The organism is Paenibacillus sp. NAIST15-1 (genome assembly GCF_001894745.1).
In the GTDB taxonomy this organism is placed as follows: Bacteria; Bacillota; Bacilli; order Paenibacillales; family Paenibacillaceae; genus Paenibacillus_B; species Paenibacillus_B suaedae.
Map to the genome: position 1 here is coordinate 134,456 of NZ_BBYF01000005.1, position 23,176 is coordinate 157,631.

Genomic DNA, 23,176 nt, shown 5'->3' on the forward strand with positions numbered 1-23,176 from the left:
ACGAGATGCCTAAGTTTAGGTTATTACGTAGGGGATAAATCGCATATGTTACCTTGCCTGATTGCATAATAAGGAGGGTGCGTGATGAAAGGCCCGCAAAAACGGAAGAAGATGTTTCTTTCGTGATATGCAAAAGGAGGTGAAATCTGTGGGAAATAATAAAAATAAAACAGCAGCTTCTTCAGGTTATAAAACTCCGAATGAGAAGTTCAATACCGAATTCGCTGAAGAGAACACGATGACCACTGCTAAAAGGGTTTCTCGTAATGTAGAAACCAAACAAGGCAAACTCGTGCAATAACCCCAGAGATACGACGAGAATTTAGGGCACCCGTTAGGGAGCCCTTTTAAAGATAAATGATACATAGCTTTGAAGTCATTTCATATCCTCGCTCGATCGACTACATGTACTTTATGAGTAATATTCTTACTACATGAACGCAACAGAATTGGTACTTGCATGAGGAGTAGCAATACAATAAATCAACAATTATGACCAATCATTTAAGCAACAATTTTTTGTACATTTAAAGGTGGATATATACCCAACATTCAATTTCAATAGCCTTTATTATGTATGCATAATTGATGAACAGGTTTGCTGAGAAAAATGGATTCATTGGTAAAACATAAATAATAGATTAGGAGTTAAAATTGCATTCATTCAATAAATAATCATGTATTTCAGTTTACTAATAAAATTTCTGAGTGGTAGCTCTTCTGGGTCATCATGTTTTTTACCAAATAACATGACTTCGGTCTCTAGATTTTCCTTGTTCATTTCATAAATTGATTTTATTAAGTTCATACTAGGAGAGTCAACAGTACCGTTCTTCCACATTGTGACCATTTGGAGAACTCTAGACTCTCCTTTGTTTTTAAGCGTATTTATTAAGTTTACATAACCACAGTCGGAACCGAACACGTCACGACAGATAGCTACATGTACATTGCCATGGTCAGTAAGTAGTACTGTCGCCTGTGGTGGCATTTCTGAGTTTTGCAAAGGCAATTCTTCAGCAAGAACTGATTTTGCAGTTTCTATCATAGTTTCAAAGCTTATCATTCTCTTATTCCTTTCTAAACAGGTTTTTATGCACTTTTCACTACATTTAAATTCCAAAATGTTTGTTTCATTTAATTACAAATACAATGCTACTCAAAGAAGATGAACCTTTCGGTATGGAAGACCAGAAGATGGCGGATCTCAATCATGATCAGATGATCGCAGAAGGCATAGAAGCGATTTTACATGATTCTTGGGGCTCCCGTGGCACGTTGAAGGAGATGGCACTTACCTGTATCCGTGAAATGCAAGAAATGGTGCAACTCTTGAATCCTTATGGGAATGAGTTGACTATCCATACAAGGGAAAGAACCGTAAAGCGGTTGAGAAAATTCTCGACTTGTTATTTATACTCCATGATTTCAACATGGTTTCAACACAAACAGGATCTAAAATCCAGATATAAAGTTCATGCACACAGACATTGCAATCATAAGGGGACTAACACCTTAAGCGATGATGAATAACACTCATGTGTCCGTTGATGCCGCTGCCTATGTTATTCTTATTTATAATGGAAATCAGTCGGGGCAGTCTTCAAATGACGAGCAATGGACAAATGTAGATGGAAATTGATTTTTTGAAAGATCATAAAAAGTTGACATTTGAATTAGGATTGAAGAAGCGGGTGAGCAATATGTCAAAAATTCGGGTACTTGTAGTCGATGACGAATGGAATATGCGTAATTTGCTGCGCATTTTTCTCTTAAAGGAAGGCTTTGAGGTTAAGGAAGCTTCATCTGGTTACGAGGCGTTGTCCATCATGAAGCAGAGTGCATTTGATCTTGTCATTTTGGATGTCATGATGCCAGGAATGGAGGGTTGGGAGGTTTGTAAAGCAATACGTGAAACCGAAACAATACCTATCCTCATGCTCACGGCTCGCTCTGATACAAAGGACAAAGTACATGGACTAGGCATTGGAGCTGATGATTACTTAACAAAGCCTTTTGAACCCGAAGAGTTAGTAGCGCGTGTATGTTCCTTGTTAAGGCGTTCTATGATCAACCAATCGCAGAAGTTTCAGCATACGATCATGGAATTTCACAATCTGAAAATAAACGCAGAAGCTCGCGAAGTTCATATTCATGAAAAAAGTATTGATTTTACGCCCAAAGAGTTTGATTTGTTCCTTTATCTAGCGAAAAATACGCAGCGGTCTTTTTCACGAGAAGAGTTAGTTGAACGATTATGGGGTTATGAATATACCGGTGACACTCGTGCTGTTGATACCCATATAAAAAATATCCGAGAAAAACTACAACGCGCAGGTCTTGGCTATAATCCCATTGAAACCGTGTGGGGGGTAGGATATAAATTTACAGCCCAAGGAGTAACGAGATGAGGAACAATAGAATTGGGGTGAAACTTGGTTTAATCATCATTTCGGTATTCTTTATCGTCATCTCCTTTCTGGGTGTAAGTATCTATCAGATGTTCTCTAACTTTTATCATTCGGAAATGAGAACGGAGGTCGCAGAGATGACCTCTCATTTCATCTCGATGGCAGAAACAACGGAGTCTTCCTCAGAGGAAATGATTATGACCTTCGCTGATTTTTCAAATGTGAGTATGTTTTATATCAACTCTAAAGGCGAGATAACGCTTCATACAGGTGAACACAGTGCTTCAGACCGATCGTTTATCCATCCAGAAGATATTAAGAAGATCTTCTCTGGAAATTCCATTAACTTAGAACACCAAGATCCATTAGGCAATCGTTATGTGGTGATTGGACAACCGATCTATCGCGATAATCAAGTATCTTCAGCAATTTATGTAATGGCCTCCACCCTAAGTATGGATAAGTCTCTTGCTGCTGTGCAAAATCTGCTGCTCCTTTCAGGAGTAGGAGCCTTTTTACTTGCAATCGGAATAACGTGGATTATGGCACACCTCTTTTCTCGGCCCCTAATTCTTATGCAGCAAGCGACAAAGAAAATTGCCGTTGGAGAGTTAGAAAACCGATTAGATATTCAACGAAAAGATGAAATTGGCGATTTGGCGGAGGCGATCAATAATTTAGCAACCGACTTACAGCGATATCGAGATACACGGCAAGAGTTTTTCGCTAATATATCTCATGAACTCCGAACTCCGATCACGCACCTTAAAGGATATGCCAGTGTGCTGAAAAACCATTTGTATCAGACAGAAGAAGAGAAGGACAGTTATCTAGACATCATTTATCAGGAAGGCGTTCGCCTCCAGCATCTGGTTGACGATCTGTTTGAACTTTCGAAGATGGAAGAAGGTAAGGTCAGTCTTGTCATCGAATGGGTCGATATAAATGACATTATAAATCAGGCCGTTAATAGGGTGACTTTAAAAGCAAAGGAGAAAGGGATAGCACTTAGCGTTCATCTGACGGATTCAATTCCGCTAATCCGCGGGGATGGAATGCGAATGGAACAGATCATGATCAATCTATTGGAAAATGCGATACGTTATACAGAACAGGGTACGATTCGAATCCATACGAGTCACACTCATGATACGGTCTCTGTTTCCATAGAGGATTCAGGCATTGGCATTCCAGAGGAGGAGCTTCCGTACATTTTTGAACGTTTCTATCGAGCAGAGAAGTCCAGATCACGACAAACTGGCGGTACGGGACTCGGACTATCCATTGTAAAGAAATTAGTGGAGCTGCAGGGAGGAAACATTCAGGTTACCAGTAAGATGGGGAATGGTACTTGTTTTACGGTTCAGTTTGCCCTCCCGACGATACAGGAGGAGTCGATATGAAAAAAGTCGACTGGTTGATCGCCGCATTCTTTGTGACGATTGGCCTGGTGTGTTTAACCGTTTCGGCTATGTATTATCAAGGAGATACTTTCATAAGTAGAATAGCTTATTTCAAACGGACGACATGCATAGGGATAGTTGTTTTAGGTTTTGTCATTTATCTCATATACCGAAAAATTCGATTAAAAAAGCATAAACGAAATAGAAAGTGACTTCAATGAGGAGTCGCTTTTTGGATCCATAACAATCTACACAGTTTCAACATATTTGAAGAGTATGATTTAAGTAATTCATCAGGAGGTGACAACATGAAAAACAAGTTCATAGCGATAGTTGGTGCAACTGTTCTGACTCTTGGAATCGGATCTGCTGTCTATGCGGCAGATGTGAATCCAGGTACCATTAAAGACATGCTTCCTTTCATGAAAGAAATGCATCCAAATTTAAATGATTCAGAATTGGAACAAATGTACAACAATTGTCATCAGAGAGGGGCAAATTCTAACTCTCAGGGAATGATGCAGAAAAACTCAATGATGCAAGGAAGAGGCACAGGATCGATTTAGCGTATATCTTTGCTGAGTACTGTACGTCCAAGAACTAAATGCCACGTAGGGCTTCACAAATGGCTCTAGAAAGAGCAGAATCATACATTCAAGGATTCGTCCGGATCGAGACGTTGATTGCGTTAGAAGGCGGTATATGAAGTATTCCAAACGCGAGCTCGTCGATCTTCTGATTAACTCGGAACAATATTTAGCTGTTCATAATCATCTTTGGACAAAGAATGAGTTTTACAATATAGCTAGAAGTTCCTTCTTTATTCTGAAGGAACTTCTTTTTCATAAACGGCCGACGGTTTTCTCTTGTAATTTAGAACAGTATATTTAATAAATTTTATTACATTGACGTGCCCGTTATTTAAATAAAGAGGCGATGCCATACAATAATTCTCTCCTCAAAGTAGAAACTGTACACATGATATTGAACAAGGGTTTGAACTGGGGAAGAATAGATTTGTTATTTTCAATAGTGATGAACTCGAGCAATATCGCGGTGAAAATAATAAACGAATTAACAGATGATTTTGTGAATCACGCTTATGATCTATTGGTTAGTATTCTGACCAAAACAAAAACAGCTGCTATTGGAGAAATCACATTACGATCAAATCTACATTAGCAGCTGTACGGGCGAAGAATGATCGTTTAGTTTGATCAACATGGTAAAAAATCAGGAAGCCGGTTGCGATCGGTTAGTCTTGCGGACGATTGCCTGGCTCCAGGCCGGATGACGATACCGTCATCACCGGTTTTACAGTAAGATCGTTATGTACTTGAATCTGGCACGATAAGCGGATGTTTGATTCCGCAATGCCTTTGGCCTGCAGAAGAGCGGCTTCCGCTTCACCAACCGGACCGGCGTCTCCATCCACCACTTCGACCCGGCACGTCGTGCATTTGGCCTTGCCGCCGCAGCGGTGCAATATGTCTACCCCGTTATCCACCAGGGCAAGCACAAGTTTAGTACCTTCTGCAACTTCATAGGAGCCTCTTCCTTCAATTTGAATCGTCGGCATTTTGGACTTCTCCCCATTCCTAATTTGGTAGCTGCGCAATCAATGGCTTATCATGTGCAATATCACTATCATACTATCCAAAATCGCGATCTGTAAACAACCGAACGCGTTAACCTTTATGCATGAGGAGATCAAGCTTTGCTACTTCATCACGGTTGTATATGGAGGAACCCACCCATCCATTAGGCCCTGCCTAATTTCCCACCCCTCTTATTGGAGGCCATAAGAATTGTCCAATCCATTATTGGGGTATGTAGAGGGAGCGTGATGTAGTGGAAAAGATGATAGCTGGAATTTTTGTGTTTTTTGTTTTTATGATTCCTATGTATGGAGTATTAATATGGACATATTTTTGTCCTGAGGATAGTTTATTATGGGGGAAACGATGAATGTATAAAGAAGAACCTGAAATATCTAATTCGGCAATTCGCTTTGCGAAAGTATCCTCATTGACAGCTATTGTGGTGCTGACTATTATATTTGGATTCCTAATATTTAGTTAGCATCTTCATTAGAGAATGAAGGGTCTTTAAGTCCTTGTTATCCAACTGCATGAAATCAGATAAAATGTGTAACATCCTATCTGATTTTTTTACAACTAAAAATGGGTAACATTGTCGGATGACAAGAACATGAGGACATTACCGATTAATACTGATTACGTTGTTAAACCAGCTTCATTACAAGTTTTGTCATGCTCGATAGGCAATTGTTATAAACAAATTAAGCTATGTGGGAAACATATCAATAAAGATAAAAGATAAGTTTTAAAAACATTAAGCTATTGATAGAATTGCATTCCGTGAGTCATCTTGCGGTGAAGTAATGCCTGAGGATGTTTTTAGGTGTTATTCCCGATAAAGAATTAATGAATGTGTTAACTCTTGGGATATCTCTAGATTACTATACAACTTCAAATTAAATAGCACCCACAGAAGTAACAAGCAATTTGTGATTATTCTTCAAAATGGAATGGTTGACGGACTTTATACAAACGATTAATCAAATTGAGAAAACAGGATTTAATGAAGATTATTTTATATATGATTTACTTAATCACATGATTAAAAATCAAATATAAAGTAAAAAAGAGCCTACAAACTAGGAGATTTTTTCTGACAATACATGGAGGAGCGGGTCACTAGTTAGTTTACAAATTATTTTCTGGAAGAGCACGGTTTTGTAAGACATGTTTTGTAGTCTTTATATCTTGCTCGCTTTGATTGACAACCCACCAATCGGGCTCTGCACGCTGTAGATCCTTTGCTTCCATTACAGGTGTTCCCTCTGGTAATGTCACGATTACAACGTGGGGCTCCTCAGGATTGCATTGGTATACAAACTACACAAGTAATTATGTAGCCTGTATGTTTGCAAAGTTCGCACTTGATATTATTACTTCGTCTGGAGCTAGAATGAATGAACTCTTGCAAATTAGTTACGATAGAGAATGTTGTATAGTAACGGAAGATAAGAATGTTAATCCTCCAAAAAAGAATTTCTTATTTCGGCTTATTCCGAAGGGAAGGGAAGAACCCGAGAATTTTTATATGCCTGAAGATGTCTTTAAATTTATGACCGAAATACTGCAAATGCTTAAAGAGTCGTATACATCAAACACGATCCCTGATGTAGAATTTAGAGTATCTACAAGAAAGCAAAGTTGCAAGCATACTTTGCTGAGTACTGCACTTCCAAGAACAGAATGCCTCGTAGGGCTTCACAAATGGCTATAGAAGAGCAGAATCATACATTCAAGGATATTTGTCCAGATAGAGACATTGATCGCGTTAGAAGGCGGTATATGAAGCTTTCCAAACGCGAGCTCGTCGATCTTTTGATTAACTCAGAACAATATATAGTTGTTCATAATCATCTTTGGCTAAGGAATGAGTTTGAAAAATTCCAATAAAGCTAGAAGTTCCTTCTGAATAAAGGAAGGAACTTCTTTTCATAACGGCCCACGGTTTGCTCTAACAATGTACATACCGTTCAATATATGGTAAAATATAGGTAATTAAATCAAAATAAGGAGGGTTGATATTGGACACGACGATCATTAAAACAATTGGAGAACTAATTCGTGACACTAGATGTGCATCGAATATCAGATTGACTCAGTTATCAAAACTGTCAGGGATCAACAAAGGTACGATATCAAGAATCGAGAACGGCGAAGTAAAACGACCAGAATTTTCGACCGCATATCCGTTGGCAACAACATTGGATATCCCTTTTGAAACGTTGGTTGATTATTACGTCGAAAATGAAAAAAGATCAGACTTGTTGTTCGATATCCTGCAAGCGACGATCCAGCGAAGGAGCAGCACCGAACTAATCAGGAAAGTTGCGAACAAATACCTTGAATCTCCAAACGAAGACAGCATTGACTTAACCGAGAAGCTATATCAACAAATCGACTCCATTGAAGATACCTCCATCAAATTGTCACTGTATAACCTCATCATTGACTACTCACGCTCACATGGAATAATGCCCTATATTGCAAAAGGTTTGTATCAGCAGTACCTGATTGAAAGAAATGACTTCATGCGAATGAAGGAAACATATTACAATGGGAAATACATTTTAAATTACATCAAATTTTTGCCACAACAATATCGGATTGAGCTATACTACAAGTTAGGGATTCATGCTTATAATTTGAGACTTTATAACGAAAGCATTGAACAATGTAAGAAGATTATTACAGAAGATAATGGATTAAGTTCCTATAGAGTACATGCAATTGGCATCCTTAGAAATTCGTATTATTGTCTTGGAGATTATAAGCAGACTGAACGATATGCTATACAGTATAAACAATTCGACTATCCTTACACCCGAGAAAATGTTATTCTTATGGAGGCATTATTAAATACAAAGAAAGGGGAGATCGAAAAATCTATTGAACAGCTCCGTTCATTTTTAAAGTCCTGTAGTAATGATTCTGTCATCCTTGCCACCAATCAACTTCTTCGCTTATTTTTACAACGAAATGACCTCGAAAGCGCTAATAACCTACTGTGTACTAGCAATATAGATCAATCCGTTATTGACAAGAGCAACCCTTTAATCTGTTCCAGATACGCTGATTATCTTCAAATCAAAGGGGAATATTATTTAGCCGTTGGTGAATATGAAACATGTATTAATCTCTTTTTAGAAGGGGCACTGCACTATTCTAAAGTTAACGATACGGTTGAAGAGAAAAAATGCTTGAATATGGTCATGCATATTCATTTAGAAAAAAATATTCCTATGCAAAAGTCAACAATTGAAAAGTTAAGCGCATATTTTACTCACAATGCTCAAGTAACGGGGGATTCAGCATGAAACAGTTCATAAAGAAGATGTACATCCGCTACTCTTTTATATGCCATCGTGATCTTGACAATAACAGCTTCATCAGGAAACAATCAGGGGGGAGTTTTCCCTTGGTGAAATAGTTAAACATGCCAAAATCACCTTTTAGTTTACTTTTTGTTTCATGGACGACTAAAATATGGAATTTATGCAACATATTATATACTCGCTATGTGAGGGTGCTCTTTAAATCACCTTAGAAATAGATGATGTATCATTACATACAGTTGCGCATATAGTTTATCTTGATACGGAGTCCTTCCCATGTATAAAGAGTAATCTTCTCCAATAATATATGGAGGCGAGTTGCTTGAAGAAAAAATGGATCGGAACGTTATTAAGTGTGAGTATGGCATTTTCGATGTTTGCACCGATGGCTTTTGCAGCATCAGATCGGCAAGTGGGGTCACAAATTGGCAGCATGATGGGAACTGTGAAAGATTCTGATGTACGTGAGGCTGAATCAGCTCAAGTAGCATCTGACCTGAAATTCATTTTTGAAGAGGCATCTGTGAAAAAAGACGGTAAGTATGTATTGAATGAGGGAAAAATAGCTCAGAAGTTCGGATTTGATAATGTTGCAACCATCTCGGCATTTGTTAAGCTTGCAAACGGTGAGCAACTAACAGCAAATATGCTAGAGGGAGTGCCTAATCCAGATGCTGGAGAATTCTCCACAGCTTCATGGGGATCTTGTGTTGCTAACCAAATTATTGACTTTACAGGGATCGGCTTTTTAACTGGCGGAATGATGGAAATGATCGAAAAGAAATTGTGGGATAAGTTAGCCGTTGAAATCATCAAAATCGTCGGAAAAAATGCAATTAAAGGCGGAGCTGTAGGACTTGCTGCTAGTTTGGTTTGGTTTAGTATCCGTTGCATAGGTCAGTAAAGTTACTCAACGAAGGGAATGGTGTTGCATGAATAGCATTAGATACATATCACTTTTTGTGATATCTCTGATTCTACAGATTATTATGTTCTTTGGCATAAAAAGTGACTCGGGTGTAACTATACTAGACATGTTGATTATGTCCCTTTTGTTCAGTGCATTTATGTTCATTATAGATAAGATCACCGGCAAAAGATCCGAGTGATAAGAATCAAATCTAATGATAAGAACACCTTCGGGTGTTCTTATTTCATTTTCACACAAATGTTGCCGTGGTTTATTTATACAGTTTTTACTGAAACGTACATTACAAGATTGAGATAGCGTACGTGAGGTGATCTGTAATGGATTCTTTAGAGGAGAAAATTAATGAGCTTAGGAAGAAGCTTACGGAGATTGTACAGATTAAAGATGGCTTTGCAGACGAAGAAGTGATACGAATCAGCCAACAACTTGATATATACATTGTAGAAATGCAATCGCGGCAGAAAAAAGAAATTATAAATAGCTACAAACCTTTAATGAAGCCAACTTATATTTTTAAGGAGGGAATAGCATGCCCAATAATGTTATACATCATGGAGAATAGCTGTCATATAGGGGGTTTCCACTTGTTTAAGACATATGTACAAAATACGGGTTTTGTGAAACAGTAGTATGGGTTTAAAAGGAGTCTATCCAAATTGGCCTCAATCAGCTGTTAATCCCTTTAATTTGACCATATCATCTATTGGTTATTACTAAGTGCATATTTCACTTTAATTGTTCACTTTTACTGTTACATGCTGATAACAGAATTGTTTTTGGTTCGTTCCTTGTTAATTATTTTCATTCGTTTCTTTGTACATTTGATTCTTCTAATTTATATGCTCGTATCAGCGTCAAATTCGTACGTTGCATTTCTGGATTTAGATGTTATTTGATATTACGTATTACAGACACCAAATTAGATCGTATCCTTGATCGCTTTTAATCCAAATCCTCATTTATTTGGCAATCCAATTAACCACCGACTTCAATATATTCACTATTTATATGTGAATTTTTTCCCATTATCAAACCATGCAGCTGCATTTATTTATTGATTTTGTCATCTAGCGTCGTTTCTTAGTATAAATGCCTGCCAACCAAAAAAAGAACTCGGTAAGTTCATACCGAGTACATTAACCTTCTCGTATTGAAAAATCCAAAGAGCAATTATAGGCAACGCCACAACGAATGGGAACTGGCGGCTACGCTCTTAAAGAATAATACTTTCTAACTTAATTCTAATAAAGCTGCCAACCGTTCTAAATTCGTACATAGACTATGCAGCAATTGATTGGCTGCTTCTTTATTGGCTTTCTTGACAGAGATATCAAGGACAATCCGCTCATTCAGAATACCGTAGTACAGACCGAAACCTTCGCTATTTACTGGCGCGAAAGTAAATGATTCCATAATCTCATAAGGTATGCTTGTCGTTGAAATAAAGTCTGCAGTCAAAGTTTTCAACCCTTGCGATTGGAAGAAGTAATCGGACTGATTCGGGGAATCCTGCGTCAACTGGTTTATCTTATTTAGTCCGAACAAGTGACGCTCGATCCCTTCTCCACGCTGGCAGGCTTTGATACGCTCAGTGTGAGCCGCTGCCGCTCGCTGAAAGCTGTCAATCAGCTGCTGCCGGCGTGATTGCCAATGTTCATCTTCGCCTAGCTTATACTCATTCATAAAACTTTCCACGAACGCCTTCTTCTCCGTGCTTATGGATCGGGCACATTCAGTTCTTCCTTGATAATAATGGCGCATAGCTACCGGCTCATATACGCTCAGTAATTGCCCTGTTGACTCATATTGGGCTAATGCTAAGGCAATATGGAAGAAGGCATCAGGACTTACTTTGCCACGTTTCATTAGAGACTTACCGAAACGTTCAAAACTAAAGTGGGCAAAGTAATGGTTATCATACTCCGCTTGAGCCTGTTCATTGCATTGCGCCAATAACGACTGCACGCGTTCATCTTGTTCCCAGCTCAGTTCTGTAACTAATTCACTGGAACCCTCTTGCTGCGAAATCGGTTCTTCTCGCAGGTTACCGTCTTGTTTGGTAAACAGTTGATTTAACACATTCATTACGGGCACACCGTCAATCGATGAATGCTCGAAATTAAAACTGATTGCGCCGTTAGCATCGATAAGCATCTGCATCGTCTTCGCAAACCATTGATTTCTCCAACCTAATAACGCACGATGCAACTGCTCCGCTGTACTATCAGCTGCATCGTCTGAAAATCCAATCGTAAATATTGCATCATGAATCGTACGCAAATGCTGGGCATTCACCGGGTTTTGCTGCAACTGCTCATATACATCCGCCGACAGGTCACGCTTAGCAGCCGTCGCAGTTTCTACAGCAACATTTGCCACGGGTACATTGTGCGATAAGATACATCGCAAGTTGCCCTCTAATTGCACCGCTGGAATAGCGGCCCCGCGATCATCCGTAACCATTAATTTGTAGAAGTGTGAGTTGTGGATAACAACAACGAAGTTATTTTCCGCTGTATCTGCACCTACATAAAACTCATCTTCCCCGTGAGCTGGCAAGCGGCAGCTCTTGAAAATATTCCGATAGTAGCTCATATCCACAGCCGCTCCCTTTGCCGTCTGCTCCATTGGATAACGACCGGAAATAAGCTGTAAATAGATGTTTACCGCCCCTTCAATCAACACTGCCGCCTTATGAGCTCTGTCTCCCATATGTGCGTGGTAATCAGGATGAATCGTCAACGCAATATTCGTCTCGCTCTGTAAGTTGCCCCTTGTCGTTAAGTAGCTTTGCAGCCACCATGGAGCGAGCCAACTATCCGCTCCAGTTGCTGCATGCTGCTCTAACTGCTCTTGCAACTGCGGTCCCTCATTTTGCTGAAAACGCAGCACAATTTGCTTGAACTCGTTCAGCTGTTCCTCGGTCAGTACCGGTTCCACCCACTCCAGCAAAGTCGCTAGTGTGGACGGCAATGCCGGTACGGGCAGTTTCTGGAGAAGAGGCCGTAATTGTGTCGTGTACTTGTTCGTATGATTGGTCATGATGTCTCCTCTAATCTCATGTCTCATGCTTTGGTTCGAGTGCCAGCTTTACCATCCAACCGAGCACAACTAAAAAGGCAGTAGTTATCACAAACAATCCTAGATTCCCCAAGAGTGTGCTATTTGCTAATGTTTGATCTACTCCATATTCGGGCAGCGGCAAAGGAACTTTCGTAGTCTCCATTTCAAGTAAACTCCTTTCTTTTTAAACTGCAGTTACGGTTCCTGCTGCAGCTTGTGTTGAGGATGTACATATCCTTCATGGATCGTGTCATGACGTTCTTCACGTCTCGTGTCATGACGCAATTGTCGAATTAATCCGGAGATCGCCATGAAGAACAAAAACATATACGGGATACCTAAGAAAACAGCTATCGCCCGCACCCCATTCAGTGTCCCTGTAGCTACGTTGGCGAAGGCAACCATCGTGGTTATGACCGACCAGATCAACGTACGTGCTATTGGCGCGTTTTCTGGACCATTACTCGTCATAATACTCAGCGAGATCATCGAACTTGTCGCAGTCGTTGACAGGAACACAAGAATCAACACGATAAACAATATCCCGGTGAGTGTGAACAACGGCAGCCGCTGTAGAACCATAATGAACGATAGATATACATCGTCAGGATGATCCTGAATATATTGAATAATTGAGCCATCGCCAACAATCGCATTGAGGAAGCCTGTGCCACCAAATACGCTGAACCACACAATGAGGAACATCACTGGTGCTAATACGCCCCCAACAATAATTTGCCGAATCGTACGACCTTTAGAGATGCGGGCAATAAATATTCCTAGGAACGGTGTCCACGAAATCCACCAAATCAAAGTCGTATTCGGCCAATCGAAGAACCACCCTTTGTTTAGAAACGGTAAGGTCTCAAGACTAGTAGGCACGACGCCAAGGAATGTATTTTTGAACGTTTGTGAAATAAAGTTCATTAGAAACGGTGAGTTTCCTAACGCAAATACATAAACCAATATAGCGACCGCAACAACAACGTTGATATCACCTAAAATTTTCATACCTTTGCCGATTGGCAATACGGCAGCCAACGTATAGATTGCGAAAATCGCCAGTAAAATGAAAACTGAATACCCTAAGCCTTCATTGTTATAGCCGAAAACGGCAGAAACTGCATTTTTAACTTGGAATACACCAAGACCAATCGAGGCTGCCATCGTCAGCGCGGATGCACCGGCTGCCAGAATATTGGTGATGTTAGCTAATGACTTGCCCCACTTTTTATCCGAAAAACCTTCCGCAATCGGTGTCCCCGGCAGAAACTTTGCGCCACGGGAATAAGCAAAATAGCCAATCACTAACCCTGATATCGTATAGATTGACCATGCTGGCAAGCCCCAAATAAACATCGTATATTTCATCGCGTTTTCAGCAGCGGCCACCGCATCTGCCCCAGATCTGATGCCACCAGCTGCTTGCAAATAGTGAACAAGCGGCTCAGCGACACCAAAGTTTACAAGACCGACACCAATCCCTGCGGTGAACAGCATTCCTAACCATGAGAAAGTGCTAAACTCAGGCTTCTCATCCTTCTTACCTAGCTTGACATTGCCAAGCCTACTGAAGGCAAGTATTAAGCAAATTCCGATAATAATAAGCGGAATCATCATCGTAAACCAGCTAAAGGTGCCATGGTACTTATACACCCATCCCCATAACGTGTTCGTTAGATTTTCAGGATTAACGACCGCCCACACAGAAAAGATGCCAGTGAATACAATCGCCGACCAGAATGTTAATGAACTTTTGCCGCCACTCGGCATATAGGATGATGGGGAACCTTTTTCAGCCATATGTGAAATCTCCTATCTTATGTTGTAATAAGCGCTTCCCCTACATAATATTACCGTCTCACAATCCATAAATTCATCGGTCTCATAATCGAGCATACAGGTAATCACTTTCCTATTTAGAGGGATATGCACCAGGCTATAAAGGCTCAGAAATGGTACCACATGTTTCAAGTCGGCTTTTACAAATAAAAACGGATATAAAAATGCTCATGATTGATTCAGGTATACCAGGGAATCAATCATGAGCTATCATCAAAACTATCATCAAAACTATCAATCTACATGTTCGAAGGAGCGGGTTCACGGCGAATGTAGTTCTACAATATTTATCTAAGATGATTACTTGCAAATGCTAATATCTCATCAACAGCTTGAACATACCCACCCGATTCGCGGAAGGATTGTTGCATGTTTATAGCGGCTGTCTTGTAAGATGCGTGGCTTAACACATGGTCTGCGGCTTCGCGGATTTGCTCTGCAGTCAAGTCATCCATACGTAATGTAACACCCGCTCCAACTCTGGAGATTTGCTTGGCAATGACTGGCTGATCGGCACTTTGCGGGATAACAATGAGCGGAACTCCGTAATAGAGACCTTCATGAGCACTATTCATGCCACCATGTGTAATAAATAATTTCGTGTGTGGCAATAGATCGGTTTGTGGCACAACGTTATTAACGATGAAGTTTGCAGGGATCTCACCTAAATCTGAAATTTGGACTTTATCACCGATCGACATGACAATCGTATGTTCCGTGTCTCCCAAAGCATCCATACAGAGCTTATAGAAATCAATCGCTTGGTTAAAGACAGTACCGAGTGAAATGTAAATGAGGCTTCTTCCTTCGATTGCCGTAAGGTCGAAGTCCGTTTGGCTGACCCGTGAAGAGATGGATGGCCCAACAAATTGAAAGGAATGATCAAATGTTTCTCCTTCAGGTTGGAACTCCCTAGTCGTATACACGATGGTAAGTGGTGCTGGATTACAAAATACTTCGTAAGGAGAATGGATCTCCACATGATAGGTTTCCTTTACCTTGTCCGTCAGGCTTACAAATGTATCATGGATAGGCTTCGCGATCTCTGCAGGTACACTTGCATGGAACTGTTCCATCAAGCTTACGAAGGATGCCTCTGATTGCACAAAAGAAGTACAGGAATTGATTGCAGGCAGTTTCAGCATTTGAGCTATGATTCGTCCACAACCGAACATAGAATCGTGAATGATGTAATCGAATTGCTCTCCCTTGATCTGTTCAAGTACGCTTGGTATGACGACATCTGCCGTAAGCAGCAAGCCGTTGATTCGTTCAAGTACATAATTTCGTCCACCTGAAATAAAGGCTTTGATAAATTTCTGATCATCAAATGTTCGTACGATAGCGCCAGTCTTCTCCAATCGCTCCCGGAATGCTTCTATGCAGAAGTATACGACCTCTTCTCCCCGTGAGATAAGCTCCTGTACGACTCCAATCGTGGGATTGATATGTCCCTCTGATCCCCCGTTTATAAATAAAACACGTGCCATTATCATCACTCCTAAACTATACTTGCTTTCTTAGTGCGATAGGACTTGCATGCCCTCGCTTGAAGCGTACTTGAATTTGTATTCGGGATCAAGTTTATCATAGTATACAAATAGTACAAAGAATTTTTGTATAAACCCCGTAAATTTTCTCACTCCAGATGTAATTAGTGCAAATCCTATCATAAATGGGGATAAAGAAAAGATGCTAAAGCAAAAAAACATCTCCCCAAATGTATGAGGAGATGTCCATATATTCATATTAATTAGTGAGTAATGGATGATTTCGGATATAACGTTGTTCCCCAAATCGAAACATTAATATCGCTAGCTAACGGAACGTTATATTCATCAACAACTGTTCTCCACCATTCCCAAGCAAGACCTGTGCATTCTCTTGCAAAAATTCTGATGTTCTTGGCATTAGGCGGAAGTGGGATTTCTGTTGAGAAATGAGCAGTTCTATCGCGCCAATTTCCATCCCAACTTTTACGAGTCACGATTTCTTGTCCATTTTCATCATATGAAAACTCGTCCCAATATACTTCAAACTGAGCTACATATGCACCACTATGGTCAAGTTTAATTTTACCCTTCGTATATTCCGTCGTTTTCGTCTCGATATACTCGGTATTGTTGTGAACGGCAGCGATGGAATTGTCTTTCAAGAAGACGCTTGTATATGAAATCGGGTAAGCTGGATTCTTGCTGCTAAATTCTGCATTGTCCTTGATTACGCTTTGGATAACATTGAAGTCTTTCGTGACAACTTGGTTATGGGTTTGCGCGTCGCCACCTAGTACAACGGCAGTAAACGAACTGTTTTCATAAATATCTTTGTACTGTCCGCTAGCCTGAATGCTAGGATTATTGAGCAATAATTTAAATGCCGTTTGTACATCATTGCTCTTGGAGGTCGTCTCCAATTTCACATAAATGGTTCTGCCATACGCAACGTTCGATACCATCAACGGCGGAGTCTCATTGCTAACCCCTTTACGTACTAACTCAGCAAATGACACACTGTCATCAAACAGATCCGATGGATTGTTGGGCAGTCCTGCACTTACGGTATAGAAGATTTGCTTATAAGCAGCAACCATCACTTTTTTCTCGCCGTTTGCGACCGCGTTAAAGTCGATTCCAAGCGTTCCGTTAAGCACTTTAGCGTTCACATTCAGTGCACTGGAAATTTGATTTTGGCTATAAACCATGGATTCAGCATACTGTAATCTAGCTGGGAGTGTATGCGTGCTGGAATACTTCTCGCCCCAAGTCGATACGAGCTGATCAATGGCACTAGATACGCTGCCGTAATTTGGATTTTGAACGGAAATTGTGTTCTCGTTCTTCAACCCAGGCAGATCAATGCTAATATCCATTGGCTTTCTCGCAGCCATAACCAGACTAGGCTGATTATCCGCAAAATCCTTATTTGCAAGCTGTATTGCGCCTGGATAAGTGCGATTCGTGATCGAATCAATGATTGAAATATCTACGGGTGACGTTGTAAGTGATTTTTTGTCCCGTTCAACCACGATGAATTTACCATTGGACTGAATGCCTTCTTTGGGAACAAAACTACTGATTTGATCCCCTTGTACTGCCAAAACCTCATTACGATTATAGTTCAGGCCTGCGATTCCAAGATCAATATCATTGGATTCGTTGGGTGCAGCGGAGGAAATACTCGCAAAAGTGAACACTTGCAAACTAACTAACAGACTTACGAGTACTTTCCTTCCTTTCACATAGTTTGATTTTTTCTTCATACAATTACCCCTCTTTATGTAAAATTGTAGTACTAATGTACTACATTAATTTTTTTATCGGTAATTTGGTATGAAATTTTTATATTTTTATTAAGAATAAATACGAAACTTCATAACTTTTATGACATGAATAAAATATTTTTAAGTCTAATTCGATTATTTAGAGTAATATTTTCAAATTATAGGACTTTTCTTGTTGATTCTATTATTGTATATGAAATCCTAAATTACTAAGAATATCCCATTTGTAGAAAGAGTGAAATAAAACACTCCCCTAAGCATTACATTAGGAGAGTGTCGATGAACCTGTTACATAAATAGGCAGCCTCGAACCAATCAATTCCACGCATGAGAATGTGCCCTATTTCAAACCATAATTATGCGGCAACTCTAAATGGTGTATGAGCAAATTGACAGTAGCTTATGGAGGTGTAAAGTACGTGAACTGTAATGTTGGAAAAACGGAACAAGCGATTCGAATATCAGTTGGAGCTGCAATCATCTTTACGGGACTTTATTACAGAAAATGGTGGGGATTAATTGGATTGGCTCCTATCATTACAGGCACAACCCGCTATTGTCCGGCGAATGCAGTTCTCGGCATACAAAATTGCAAAAAAGTGAAATAAATGCTTCCCTTCGCTTTACTATTTACCGTGATCCAATGATGATTGGGTGAAGTCTCCAATAAAGAGTCTAAAACCTTAATAGGTTTTGGACTCCGCTTCATCCAAATTCTTCAGCCACTGTCATAATCCCGATTGATTCGGCGGATTGGCCTTGATATAGGAGATAAACGCGCGGGATGCATAAGAAAGATATTTATCCCGAGGATAAATGAGAGCCAGCTCCCAAGCGATTTCCGGTTGGGACACGGTAACGGCATGAATGGCAAGATGATGCAATCGGTTCGCCATCGATCGGGGAATCAATGATATTCCTAGTTGCGAAGCTACCATCTCGCAGCAGAAATCCCATAGAGAGGTCAAATGAGCCACCTTGGGTTCGAACCCAGCCTGCAAGCATGCTTGCTCAACTACATCATGAAGGGCAAATTCCTTGGTGAACAGAATGAAGGGCTCATTCTGCAATTCGGTCAAGCTGACGGATTTCCTTCCAGCCAGCCAGTGATGATTACTCACGATGACAACCAGTTCTTCCGTTAACAAGGAAACCGTTCGATACAGCTGCGTGTTCACCGGCAGCACCGTGACCCCAAAATCGATATTTCCTTGCTCCATCTGCATCTTTACTTGTTTCGCGCTGTATTCTACCATTTGAATCTCAATCTTGGGATAGCTCTTCTTGAATCCGGAAATGATTTTTGGGAAAAGCAATGCGCTAATTGTAGGCATGATCCCCATTGTCACTTTTCCTCTTTGCACGTGAACCAGCTCATTTACGGAAGAAGATATATCCTCTAGCATCTGCAAAATTTTTAAAGCTTTCTCGTTAACCAGCCTTCCTGTATCGGTGAGTACAACTTCCCTGTCGGAACGGTCAAGCAACATAACGCCCAATTCATCCTCGAGACTCTTGATCATCTTGCTGATGGACGGCTGAGAAACATACAACACCTGCGAAGCTTTTGTAAAATTTTTATGCTTGGCTACTTCTGCAAAATAATGAAGTTGTTTAATATCCATGTGATCCGGATCTTCCTCCTTCCCCTACAGGCAAAGTGGTATCCAAACCATTCATCCCTTGGCTCAAGATCATGATATGCCTAACATGCCAAAAACAGCACTTCGCGCCGTTAAACGCTTAGTGCTGTTCAAATATGCCAATGGATTAAACCGGATATACCGGGTGCTTGCGCTCTGAGAAGACGACAGCCTTTGATGAATAAGCCGCAAAACGGTTCACTAACTCGGTACGCAGTGAATTGGCGGGAATAATTCCGTCAATAATCATTTCGGAGGCCAGTCGGTAAATATCAATGTCCTGCTTATATTCTTCACGCTTTTGTTCGATAAAAGCAGCCCTCTCGCTTTCAGGCAATTGAGCAATTTTATTGGCATAGACGGCATTGACTGCAGCTTCTGGCCCCATCACCGCGATTTGAGCTGTAGGCAGTGCGAGGCAACAATCCGGTTCAAATGCTGGACCAGCCATCGCGTAAAGACCCGCTCCGTACGCTTTGCGAACGATTACTGAAATTTTAGGCACGGTTGCTTCGGACATCGCTGAAATCATTTTCGCCCCATGGCGGATAATTCCTGCCCGCTCCACCTTTGTGCCGATCATAAAACCAGGGACGTCGGCAAGGAATAGAAGCGGGATATGAAATGCGTCGCAAAGCGTAATAAATCTGGCTGCCTTATCCGCTGAATCGAGGAACAGCACGCCACCCTTCACCCGTGGCTGATTGGCAATGATCCCGACCGGTTTCCCATTCATTCGTGCCAGTCCTGTAATAAGCTCACCGGCAAACAGCTTCTTCATCTCAAAAAATGATCCCTCGTCGATAATACGGTCAATCAGATCAACCATATTGAACGGGGCATTCTGATTGGTCGGGATGAGCTCTTCCAATGATTTCTCAAAGAATGGTGGTGCCACTGGTTTCGCAACCGGCGGTTGTTCTGAAAAATGGGAGGGAAAGTAAGAGAGATATTGCCGCGCCATCAAAATGGCTTCTTCTTCATTCTTCGCCAGCACATCCCCACACCCTGAAATCGAACAGTGCATGTGCGCACCGCCCATCTCTTCTAGCGTAACCTTTTCTCCGATTACCATCTCCGCCATCCGCGGGGAACCGAGATACATGGATGCATTTCCATCTACCATAATCACGATATCACAAAATGCTGGAATGTAGGCTCCACCCGCAGCCGAAGGGCCAAACAGCAGGCAAATTTGAGGAATTTTGCCCGACAACTTGACCTGATTGTAAAAAATTCGGCCCGCTCCGCGTCTGCCAGGAAACATCTCGACCTGATCTGTAATTCGGGCACCTGCGGAATCCACGAGGTAAATTAACGGCACTCTCATTTTCTCAGCCGTCTCTTGGATTCGAATGATCTTCTCTACCGTACGCGATCCCCACGATCCGGCTTTTACCGTAGAATCATTGGCCATTACGCATACGATTCTTCCGTTCATTTTCCCAATTGCCGTAACGACGCCATCCGCCGGAAGATCTTCTGCGGCGCAGTTGGCGAACAGCGCATCCTCCAGCTCGAAACCCGGATCAAACAGTAGCTTTAGTCGGTCGCGAACAAATAACTTCCCTTTTTCCGCATTCTTTTGATGATAAGACGGATCCCCTCCTTCGAGGATTCGTGAAACACGTTTCTGCAGCTCCTCCGGATTGAATTCGATGGACATCCCCTATTCCTCCTTATCTGCGATATGCTTGTTACTCGCCCTTAAATATGGGAGGACGTTTATCTTTGAACGCCTGCAGTCCTTCCAAGCGATCCTTTGTCGGAATTGTGACTTCATATGCATGCTGCTCAATCGCAAGTCCAGTGTTCAGCTCCACTTCCAATCCCTTATCGATGGCGAATTTGGCCTGAGTCACAGCGATAGGAGCATTTCGAACAATACGGCCTGCTATTTCCAAGGCCTTATCTATCAGGAATTCAGGCGGTGTCACAGCCTCTGCCAGTCCGATGTTCCTTGCTTCTTCAGCGTCGATTTTTCTTGCCGTGAAAATGAGCTCCTTCGCCCGCCCCTTCCCGATCAGCCTCGGCAGCCGCTGTGTTCCTCCTGCGCCGGGAATAATTCCAAGTGAAGTCTCTGCAAGGGCGAATGCGGCTGTTGTGGAAGCAATCCGAATGTCACAGGCCAAGGCCAATTCCATTCCCCCGCCAATAGCGGCTCCGTTTACCGCGGCAATGACCGGCTGGGGCAAGGCTTCTACATCATTGATGGTCTCTCGAATGAAAGATACCGTTCTACGTACTTGGCTCATGTCCATCCCTGCGCGTTCTTTTAAATCAGCACCTGCGCAAAAGGCTTTCTCTCCAGCGCCTGTGATGATAATACAGCGAACAGCCCGATCCAATTTACATGCATTTGCCGCATCACGCAATTGTTCGAGCATCTTGATGGATAACGCATTGGCAGCTTCCGGCCGGTTCAACGTGATGAGCACAATTCCATTTCCCATATTGGAGACCAGTACGGCTTTTTCCATGATCGCCCCTCCTTCCTAGTACCGAATCATTCTCCTACATCATGTACCTGCTCATACGTTCGAGCTGCTGACCTGAAGATTCCGGCTCGGCAAGGTTCTTCCGATCTTCTCCTGAATATAACGCGCCGCGGAGAGAAGCTTTTCCTGATTGATCCCCGTCTGAATGCCCATTGAATCCAGCATGAACAACAAGTCCTCTGAAGCGACATTGCCGGAGGCTCCAGGTGCATACGGGCAACCGCCCAACCCTCCGACAGAGGCATCGAATGTTGTGATCCCCATGTTCATGGACGCTAGAATATTAGCCAGCGCCGTTCCACGCGTATCGTGGAAATGCAGAGCCAGTTTCTCGGCATCAAAACGCTTGAGCAGCATTTCCAATACATCTTCTACCTGCTTCGGATTTGCAATGCCAATCGTATCCCCTAGAGATAATTCGCCAATTCCCATTTCGAACAACGTTTCCGATACACGGATGACCTCGTCGATAGAGATGGGCCCTTCATAGGGGCAACCAAAAACCGTTGACACGTAACCGCGGACTGGCTTCCCAGCGGAATGAGCTGCTTGCACGACTTCATATAGAATGGGAAACGTAGCGTTTATTGACTTGTTGATATTTCTTTGATTGTGGGTCTCACTGGCTGACATAAAGACGGCCACCTCATCTACATCGGTCTCAAGTGCTCGCTCTAGGCCCTGCCGATTCGGAACGAGTGCCGAATACGTAATGCCAGGCATTCGCTCAATCCCTTTGGCAACTTCAGCGGCATCTGCCAGTGCTGGAATCCACTTCGGATTCACAAATGAAGTGATTTCTAAGGATGTAATTCCGGTACGGGACAATTGGTTGATCCAAGCGATTTTATCTTCTGTTGAAACGAAAACCTTCTCATTTTGCAGTCCGTCCCTTGGACCAACCTCTTTGATCGTCACTCTCGCCGGCCAGTTCATCTCCCCCAACCCCCAGCATCCGTTTAATCAAGCTCGATCAACAAATCTCCTTCATCAACAAAGTCGCCTTCGCTCACGTTGACCTTGTTTACCGTTCCTCCGGTGCCAGACGTAATCGAGATCTCCATTTTCATCGATTCCAACACGACTACATTTTGCCCTGCCTCGACTTGATCCCCAGGCTTGACAAGAATCTTGTATACATTCCCCGCCATAACCGCCACGATTTTGCTCAT

General features: G+C 41.7%; 22 protein-coding genes. 10 read left to right on the top strand and 12 right to left on the bottom strand.

Annotated elements, in window-relative coordinates; genetic code table 11:
* Positions 1–148 precede the first annotated feature (148 nt).
* Positions 149–301 carry a hypothetical protein gene (locus PBN151_RS31275; RefSeq protein ID WP_175460792.1) on the top strand — a complete coding sequence of 51 codons (153 nt, stop codon included), beginning with the start codon at positions 149–151 and terminating at the stop codon, positions 299–301.
* Positions 302–664: 363 nt separating this feature from the next.
* Here the strand turns inward: PBN151_RS31275 and PBN151_RS13660 are convergent, their stop codons facing one another.
* A complete protein-coding gene (locus tag PBN151_RS13660) occupies positions 665–1,066 on the bottom strand; it encodes a hypothetical protein (RefSeq protein ID WP_072729395.1) in 402 nt (133 codons plus the stop codon).
* 116 nt (positions 1,067–1,182) lie between these two features.
* Here PBN151_RS13660 and PBN151_RS13665 point away from each other — a divergent pair, with 116 nt between their 5' ends.
* The 5 genes from PBN151_RS13665 (at position 1,183) to PBN151_RS13685 (ending at position 4,380) form a co-directional block, all read left to right on the top strand.
* Positions 1,183–1,533: a hypothetical protein gene (locus tag PBN151_RS13665; RefSeq protein ID WP_072729396.1), complete on the top strand. Its 351-nt coding sequence runs from the start codon at positions 1,183–1,185 to the stop codon at positions 1,531–1,533.
* A gap of 170 nt (positions 1,534–1,703) precedes the next feature.
* Positions 1,704–2,411 (top strand): response regulator transcription factor, encoded by a 708-nt coding sequence (locus PBN151_RS13670; protein ID WP_072729630.1) that lies wholly within the window; start codon positions 1,704–1,706, stop codon positions 2,409–2,411.
* Complete coding sequence (locus tag PBN151_RS13675) at positions 2,408–3,814, top strand: sensor histidine kinase (RefSeq protein ID WP_072729397.1); 1,407 nt, start codon at positions 2,408–2,410, stop codon at positions 3,812–3,814. The genes PBN151_RS13670 and PBN151_RS13675 overlap by 4 nt, the downstream gene beginning before the upstream one ends.
* Positions 3,811–4,026, top strand: a complete 216-nt coding sequence (locus PBN151_RS13680) for a hypothetical protein (protein ID WP_072729398.1) — start codon at positions 3,811–3,813, stop codon at positions 4,024–4,026. The genes PBN151_RS13675 and PBN151_RS13680 overlap by 4 nt, the downstream gene beginning before the upstream one ends.
* Positions 4,027–4,122: 96 nt before the next feature.
* The gene (locus PBN151_RS13685; protein WP_021253377.1) at positions 4,123–4,380 is read left to right on the top strand and encodes a hypothetical protein; all 258 of its coding nucleotides are present in this window, start codon (positions 4,123–4,125) and stop codon (positions 4,378–4,380) included.
* Positions 4,381–5,069: 689 nt separating this feature from the next.
* Here PBN151_RS13685 and PBN151_RS13695 read toward each other — a convergent pair.
* On the bottom strand, positions 5,070–5,393 hold the full coding sequence (locus PBN151_RS13695; protein WP_021253380.1) for a 2Fe-2S iron-sulfur cluster-binding protein: 324 nt from the start codon (positions 5,391–5,393) through the stop codon (positions 5,070–5,072).
* A 2,043-nt stretch (positions 5,394–7,436) separates the two neighbouring features.
* Here PBN151_RS13695 and PBN151_RS13715 point away from each other — a divergent pair.
* The 3 genes from PBN151_RS13715 (at position 7,437) to PBN151_RS30440 (ending at position 10,307) form a co-directional block, all read left to right on the top strand.
* On the top strand, positions 7,437–8,729 hold the full coding sequence (locus tag PBN151_RS13715) for a helix-turn-helix domain-containing protein (protein ID WP_072729402.1): 1,293 nt from the start codon (positions 7,437–7,439) through the stop codon (positions 8,727–8,729).
* A gap of 340 nt (positions 8,730–9,069) precedes the next feature.
* Positions 9,070–9,651 carry a hypothetical protein gene (locus tag PBN151_RS13720; RefSeq protein WP_227774658.1) on the top strand — a complete coding sequence of 194 codons (582 nt, stop codon included), beginning with the start codon at positions 9,070–9,072 and terminating at the stop codon, positions 9,649–9,651.
* Between the two features lie 344 nt (positions 9,652–9,995).
* Positions 9,996–10,307, top strand: coding sequence for an aspartyl-phosphate phosphatase Spo0E family protein (locus tag PBN151_RS30440; RefSeq protein WP_083545135.1), 312 nt, complete (start codon positions 9,996–9,998; stop codon positions 10,305–10,307).
* A 601-nt stretch (positions 10,308–10,908) separates the two neighbouring features.
* Here PBN151_RS30440 and PBN151_RS13730 read toward each other — a convergent pair.
* The 5 genes from PBN151_RS13730 to alv form a co-directional block, all read right to left on the bottom strand.
* Positions 10,909–12,747: a choline/carnitine O-acyltransferase gene (locus PBN151_RS13730; RefSeq protein ID WP_083545136.1), complete on the bottom strand. Its 1,839-nt coding sequence runs from the start codon at positions 12,745–12,747 to the stop codon at positions 10,909–10,911.
* Entirely contained in the window at positions 12,737–12,904 is a 168-nt protein-coding gene (locus PBN151_RS31285) for a hypothetical protein (protein WP_174810504.1), read from the bottom strand. Before PBN151_RS31285 ends, PBN151_RS13730 begins: the two co-directional genes overlap by 11 nt.
* Positions 12,905–12,936: 32 nt before the next feature.
* Positions 12,937–14,544 (bottom strand): BCCT family transporter, encoded by a 1,608-nt coding sequence (locus PBN151_RS13735; protein WP_072729404.1) that lies wholly within the window; start codon positions 14,542–14,544, stop codon positions 12,937–12,939.
* Between the two features lie 326 nt (positions 14,545–14,870).
* A complete protein-coding gene (locus PBN151_RS13740) occupies positions 14,871–16,073 on the bottom strand; it encodes a macrolide family glycosyltransferase (RefSeq protein ID WP_072729405.1) in 1,203 nt (400 codons plus the stop codon).
* Between the two features lie 263 nt (positions 16,074–16,336).
* Positions 16,337–17,842: a cholesterol-dependent cytolysin alveolysin gene (gene alv / locus PBN151_RS13745; RefSeq protein ID WP_021253403.1), complete on the bottom strand. Its 1,506-nt coding sequence runs from the start codon at positions 17,840–17,842 to the stop codon at positions 16,337–16,339.
* A 440-nt stretch (positions 17,843–18,282) separates the two neighbouring features.
* Here alv and PBN151_RS13750 point away from each other — a divergent pair, with 440 nt between their 5' ends.
* A complete protein-coding gene (locus tag PBN151_RS13750) occupies positions 18,283–18,471 on the top strand; it encodes a YgaP family membrane protein (protein WP_021253404.1) in 189 nt (62 codons plus the stop codon).
* Between the two features lie 120 nt (positions 18,472–18,591).
* On the opposite strand, the gene PBN151_RS13755 is transcribed toward PBN151_RS13750, so the two are convergent.
* The 5 genes from PBN151_RS13755 to PBN151_RS31935 form a co-directional block, all read right to left on the bottom strand.
* Positions 18,592–19,488, bottom strand: coding sequence for a LysR family transcriptional regulator (locus tag PBN151_RS13755; RefSeq protein WP_072729407.1), 897 nt, complete (start codon positions 19,486–19,488; stop codon positions 18,592–18,594).
* Positions 19,489–19,633: 145 nt separating this feature from the next.
* Positions 19,634–21,172: an acyl-CoA carboxylase subunit beta gene (locus tag PBN151_RS13760; RefSeq protein WP_065293317.1), complete on the bottom strand. Its 1,539-nt coding sequence runs from the start codon at positions 21,170–21,172 to the stop codon at positions 19,634–19,636.
* A 31-nt stretch (positions 21,173–21,203) separates the two neighbouring features.
* On the bottom strand, positions 21,204–21,986 hold the full coding sequence (locus PBN151_RS13765) for an enoyl-CoA hydratase (RefSeq protein ID WP_072729408.1): 783 nt from the start codon (positions 21,984–21,986) through the stop codon (positions 21,204–21,206).
* Between the two features lie 51 nt (positions 21,987–22,037).
* Positions 22,038–22,940: a hydroxymethylglutaryl-CoA lyase gene (locus PBN151_RS13770; RefSeq protein WP_072729409.1), complete on the bottom strand. Its 903-nt coding sequence runs from the start codon at positions 22,938–22,940 to the stop codon at positions 22,038–22,040.
* A gap of 23 nt (positions 22,941–22,963) precedes the next feature.
* Complete coding sequence (locus PBN151_RS31935; RefSeq protein WP_021262912.1) at positions 22,964–23,176, bottom strand: acetyl-CoA carboxylase biotin carboxyl carrier protein subunit; 213 nt, start codon at positions 23,174–23,176, stop codon at positions 22,964–22,966.

Excerpts from the sequence above, each read along its gene's own strand:
- PBN151_RS31285 (WP_174810504.1), bottom strand. The coding sequence starts at position 12,904 with ATGGAGACTACGAAAGTTCCTTTGCCGCTGCCCGAATATGGAGTAGAT.
- PBN151_RS13660 (WP_072729395.1), bottom strand. The coding sequence starts at position 1,066 with ATGATAAGCTTTGAAACTATGATAGAAACTGCAAAATCAGTTCTTGCT.
- PBN151_RS13680 (WP_072729398.1), top strand. The coding sequence starts at position 3,811 with ATGAAAAAAGTCGACTGGTTGATCGCCGCATTCTTTGTGACGATTGGC.
- PBN151_RS13670 (WP_072729630.1), top strand. The coding sequence starts at position 1,704 with ATGTCAAAAATTCGGGTACTTGTAGTCGATGACGAATGGAATATGCGT.
- PBN151_RS13730 (WP_083545136.1), bottom strand. The coding sequence starts at position 12,747 with ATGAGACATGAGATTAGAGGAGACATCATGACCAATCATACGAACAAG.
- PBN151_RS13685 (WP_021253377.1), top strand. The coding sequence starts at position 4,123 with ATGAAAAACAAGTTCATAGCGATAGTTGGTGCAACTGTTCTGACTCTT.
- PBN151_RS13770 (WP_072729409.1), bottom strand. The coding sequence starts at position 22,940 with ATGAACTGGCCGGCGAGAGTGACGATCAAAGAGGTTGGTCCAAGGGAC.
- PBN151_RS13760 (WP_065293317.1), bottom strand. The coding sequence starts at position 21,172 with ATGTCCATCGAATTCAATCCGGAGGAGCTGCAGAAACGTGTTTCACGA.
- PBN151_RS13765 (WP_072729408.1), bottom strand. The coding sequence starts at position 21,986 with ATGGAAAAAGCCGTACTGGTCTCCAATATGGGAAATGGAATTGTGCTC.
- alv (WP_021253403.1), bottom strand. The coding sequence starts at position 17,842 with ATGAAGAAAAAATCAAACTATGTGAAAGGAAGGAAAGTACTCGTAAGT.
- PBN151_RS13740 (WP_072729405.1), bottom strand. The coding sequence starts at position 16,073 with ATGGCACGTGTTTTATTTATAAACGGGGGATCAGAGGGACATATCAAT.
- PBN151_RS13695 (WP_021253380.1), bottom strand. The coding sequence starts at position 5,393 with ATGCCGACGATTCAAATTGAAGGAAGAGGCTCCTATGAAGTTGCAGAA.
- PBN151_RS13665 (WP_072729396.1), top strand. The coding sequence starts at position 1,183 with ATGGAAGACCAGAAGATGGCGGATCTCAATCATGATCAGATGATCGCA.
- PBN151_RS13735 (WP_072729404.1), bottom strand. The coding sequence starts at position 14,544 with ATGGCTGAAAAAGGTTCCCCATCATCCTATATGCCGAGTGGCGGCAAA.
- PBN151_RS30440 (WP_083545135.1), top strand. The coding sequence starts at position 9,996 with ATGGATTCTTTAGAGGAGAAAATTAATGAGCTTAGGAAGAAGCTTACG.
- PBN151_RS31935 (WP_021262912.1), bottom strand. The coding sequence starts at position 23,176 with ATGAGCAAAATCGTGGCGGTTATGGCGGGGAATGTATACAAGATTCTT.
- PBN151_RS13755 (WP_072729407.1), bottom strand. The coding sequence starts at position 19,488 with ATGGATATTAAACAACTTCATTATTTTGCAGAAGTAGCCAAGCATAAA.
- PBN151_RS13675 (WP_072729397.1), top strand. The coding sequence starts at position 2,408 with ATGAGGAACAATAGAATTGGGGTGAAACTTGGTTTAATCATCATTTCG.